General features: G+C 60.3%; 2 protein-coding genes and 1 pseudogene. 1 reads left to right on the forward strand and 2 read right to left on the reverse strand.

Annotation, left to right across the window (positions count from 1 at the left end; translation table 11 throughout):
• Both PSTU_RS20385 and PSTU_RS0103175 read right to left on the reverse strand, forming a co-directional pair.
• Nucleotides 1–539, reverse strand: a pseudogene (locus tag PSTU_RS20385) (methoxymalonyl-ACP biosynthesis protein); the annotation flags it as partial.
• 30 nt (nucleotides 540–569) lie between these two features.
• Nucleotides 570–2,108 carry an MBOAT family O-acyltransferase gene (locus tag PSTU_RS0103175; protein WP_019339591.1) on the reverse strand — a complete coding sequence of 513 codons (1,539 nt, stop codon included), beginning with the start codon at nucleotides 2,106–2,108 and terminating at the stop codon, nucleotides 570–572.
• Between the two features lie 588 nt (nucleotides 2,109–2,696).
• Here PSTU_RS0103175 and PSTU_RS21745 point away from each other — a divergent pair.
• Nucleotides 2,697–3,978, forward strand: a 1,282-nt coding sequence (locus PSTU_RS21745; protein WP_019339592.1) for a methyl-accepting chemotaxis protein, incomplete at its 3' end; no start/stop codon positions are given.

The raw sequence follows: 3,978 nt of genomic DNA on the forward strand, positions 1-3,978 counted from the left end.
TGAACGACCTGTGCGGCATAGCGCTCGCGGGCCCGACACCAGAGCAGCCGCAACTCGTCGACACGCTCGGTCACCGCCGCATCCACGTCTTGCTGCGAGGCTTCGAGCGGCAACTGCAAGGGCGCGTCCCTGGCATCCAGCGCCAGGACGATCAGTTGCGGGGCGAAGCTGGCGAGCTCGGCGTCATCCATCAGCAAGGCCTGACGGTACATGCCATACGGCGCGACGTGCACCGAGAGCGCGAGCCGGCGTTGCAGGCCCGCGACGCGAATGGCCGGCACCAGATGATCCACGGTATGCGACGACAGCAGGGCGATGCGCAACGGCTGCAGCCCGCTGGCCGAGGTTTCGCCGTTTGCCAGCGTGCGCAAGCCTTCGCTGGCAAGCCGGTCCAGCCGGGTGGTGAGGGTGAAGTCGCGGCGGTACCCGGCGAGCTGCGCGGCCAGACCCAGGCGAACCATGGGGTCGGCTTCCCGCTTGGCCTCGCCGATGGCGCCGCCAAGATCCGGGTGCTGCGCTAACCAGAAAAGCTGATCCATTTAGCCTGTCACTCCTGTGTTGTAGAACGGTCAGAACTGGAAGTAGAGAAACTCGGTAGGCGCCACGGAAAAGGCCACGGCCAACGCAAAGAAGCCCAGCACGCCGATGGCCATGCCGATGACGGGCGTCGGGCTCCACATGGCAATCGGGAACCAGCGCAGCAGCCAGCTTTCACGCGGCTGGGCATCCAGCGCGGTACGAAAACCGGCCATCCACTGCTGCACGTTGGGCATGATCCAGACGAAGGCGAGCAGTATGGCGACGGTGAGGTAGTCGGATTTGTCGAAGTCGGTGCTGAACTCGCTAAGGCCAGCCATCCCGGTCAGCATGGCCATCGCCGCCGTCAGGCTGTTGGCACGGAAGAACACCATCGCCAGGACTACACAGAGAAAGGTCAGCAGCACGGCGCCGGCGTGGTGCCAGAGCTTGTCACTGTCCAGCGGTAGGCCATGACGCGCCTTGTAGGCCCGAAAGCCGTGAGCGACGACCAGGTAGAAGCCGTGAAGCAGTCCGAACACCACGAACTGCCAGCCGGCGCCGTGCCACACGCCAGAGATGAACATGGTCAGCACGGTGGGGTAAGCGATCAGCACGACAAAGGTCCCGATACTCATCTTGCCTCGCCGTGGCAACGGCTTGCCGGTGGCCATCCGCGAGCGGGTTATGCGCATGACGATGGGGTTGTAGATGTACGCGGTCAGGAAGCGCGTAAGGGTCATATGCCAGCGCGCCCAATAATCGATGACGTTGTGTGCCTTGAACGGACTGTTGAAATTCACCGGCAAGCGCAGGCCGAACAGCAGTCCCAGGCCGATGGCCATGTCGCTGTAGCCGGAAAAGTCGAAGTAGATCTGCAGCGTATAGCTGAGCGCGCCGTACCAAGCGTCATATAACGAGGGCACCGTACCATCCGCTGCAACTGCGAAGATCGGTGAAGCATTTTCTCCCAGCGGGTCGGCGAGGATCACCTTCTTGAACAGGCCGAGCACGAAGACCGTCAGCCCCAGCGAAATGTTGTCGAGCCGAGGGCGGAAGGTCGTGGCATCGTTGAACTGCTTGAGCATTTCCCCGTGATGGGTGATGGGCCCGGCAATCAGCTGGGGGAAGAAGCTGATGAACAGGCAGTAATTGACGAAATCATGCTCGGCGACCTCGCCGTCGTGCGCGTCGACCAGATAGGCAATCTGCTGGAACGTGAAGAACGAAATCGCCAGCGGCAGGATGATGTCGCCCACTGACCAGCCGAGGCTGAAAGCACTGTCGAGTGTGCTGAAGAGAAAGCCGGTGTATTTGTAATAACCCAGCAGGGCGATATTTGCGGCAACGCCCAATACCAACACCGCCTTCGATGGCCGCCGCATCAGCTGGCCACCGATCAGGTAGTTGACCACCATGCTGCCCACCAGCAGCGGCACGTAGGCCGGGTTCCACCAGCCATAGAACACCAGCGACGCCAAGGTCAGCCAGATCGCCGCGTAGCGTTGTTTGCCGGAACCTGCGAGAACAATGAAGCCCAGTAGAACCACCGGAAGAAACCCGGCGATGAACACCATTGAGTTGAAGAGCATCGTTCTTGTTTCCCTATCCCTGAACAATGAACAGCCGTTCTTCGGAACGGTGAATGCCGCGATATCCCATCGCCTACCGAACAACGGCCGCTGGTGCGCTCCAAAAAGTTACTCACACCGTTCTGAAGCGCTCAGTTGCGAACAATTTCAGCTACACACAGCCAATGCCCGTGTCTGTTAACTGCGACACAGAGTTGTAAGTAAAAGTTGCGCCGTTTATCTGGTTTGTCTGATCAGTCCGGACAGGCGGACAACGCAGTGAAATCAAGCGAAACGGTCGTTGTAGAGCGCCTGATAGGTCGTTGAAAAAACGCAAGGTAAGGGCGGTCAGGTTGCCGCACGCATCAGAGCCATCTCTTGTCAGCGCCCGACAGGAACGTTGTTTTTGCAGTCGATGTTGGCCGCCGTTCCCGCCAATTTGGAAGGACAAGCAGCACGTTGAGCAGCGTGCACACAAAACGCGGGCCTATGGCTAGTTGTGCGCACGAGATGTTTCGTCATCGAATCACGATAACAGCGTGGTCGAGTATCAAGTTGCCGCCCAGTCAGCCGATGACTCACCGGTACTAACCCACCCTGGATGCCACCATGCGACTCACGCTGAAAACCAAAGTCCTCCTTCTAGCGCTGGTGCCCGTCACCCTGTTTGCGCTGGTCCTTAGTGGGGCCGCTGCGAGAATTCTTCACGGGCTTGCCGACGATGAGCTGGAAAACACCCGTGAGCGCATGCTCGAAGAGAGCCGTGTGCGCCTGGAAGACTACATTCGCATCGGGGTCAGTAGCGTTGCACACCTCTATGAGCCGGCCGCACCGGGCGATATGGCCAGCCGTGCCGAGGCGATTGCGATTCTGTCGAAAATAAAGTTCGGTAAGGGCGGCTACTTCTTCGGCCACGACTCGGACGTCCGTCGCCTATTCAAGGGCGATGACCCGACTGACATCGGCGTAAGCCTCAAGGACAAGCGCGACCCGAATGGCGTGTATCTCAACCGTGAACTGGTTGATGTCGCGAAGAACGGAACCTACTTCGCACGCTACTCCTCTGCGCTGCCGGGTAACGCCAATGTGCTGGTGCCAAAGCTTGCATACAGCTTCTATTTGCCCAAGTGGGACATGGCCCTGGGCACCGCCTTGAATCTCGACAATATTGACCTCGCGGTTGAAGAGGTTGAGCAGGAGATCAACAGCCGGGTCAACTCGATCCTGTCCAGCATCCTCGTGATCGCCGGCGTGATGTTGGCAGCGCTGTGTATTGCCGGCGTGATGATCAGCAACTCCATCGTCAAACCGATTCAGGTGATTCGCGCGCAACTCGATGACATCGCCGCTGGTGACGGTGACCTGACCCACCGCCTGCCGGAAGATCGCAGTGACGAACTGGGCCAGTTGGCCGGCTCGTTCAATCGTTTCGTAGGAAAGATCCACGGCATGGTCAGCCAGGTGGCCGAGATGACCGGCCAACTGACCGGCATGGTCGCTGAAGTCGCGTCCCAGGCACAGCGCTCCGAGAAAGCCATGGAGACCCAGCGCCAGGAGACCGATCAGGTCGCCACGGCGATAAACGAAATGTCAGCTGCGGCGCAGGAAGTCGCCCACAGCGCGCAAGGCGCCGCTGAAGCGGCACAGCAGACCGACCAGGAAGGCCAGCAGGCGAAAGCCGTGGTCGACTCGAGCATTCGCCAGATTCATTCGCTGGTCGAAGAGATCCGCAGCAGCGGCACCTCGCTGGATGCTCTGCAACAGGACGTACACGCCATCGTCGGCGTGCTCGACGTGATCCGCTCGATTGCCGAGCAGACCAACCTGCTGGCGCTCAACGCCGCCATCGAGGCGGCACGTGCCGGTGAGGCCGGGCGCGGCTTTGCGGGGG

Source organism: Stutzerimonas stutzeri SDM-LAC (assembly GCF_000235745.1).
Classification (GTDB): Bacteria; Pseudomonadota; Gammaproteobacteria; order Pseudomonadales; family Pseudomonadaceae; genus Stutzerimonas; species Stutzerimonas stutzeri_H.

Excerpts from the sequence above, each read along its gene's own strand:
- PSTU_RS0103175 (WP_019339591.1), bottom strand. The coding sequence starts at position 2,108 with ATGCTCTTCAACTCAATGGTGTTCATCGCCGGGTTTCTTCCGGTGGTT.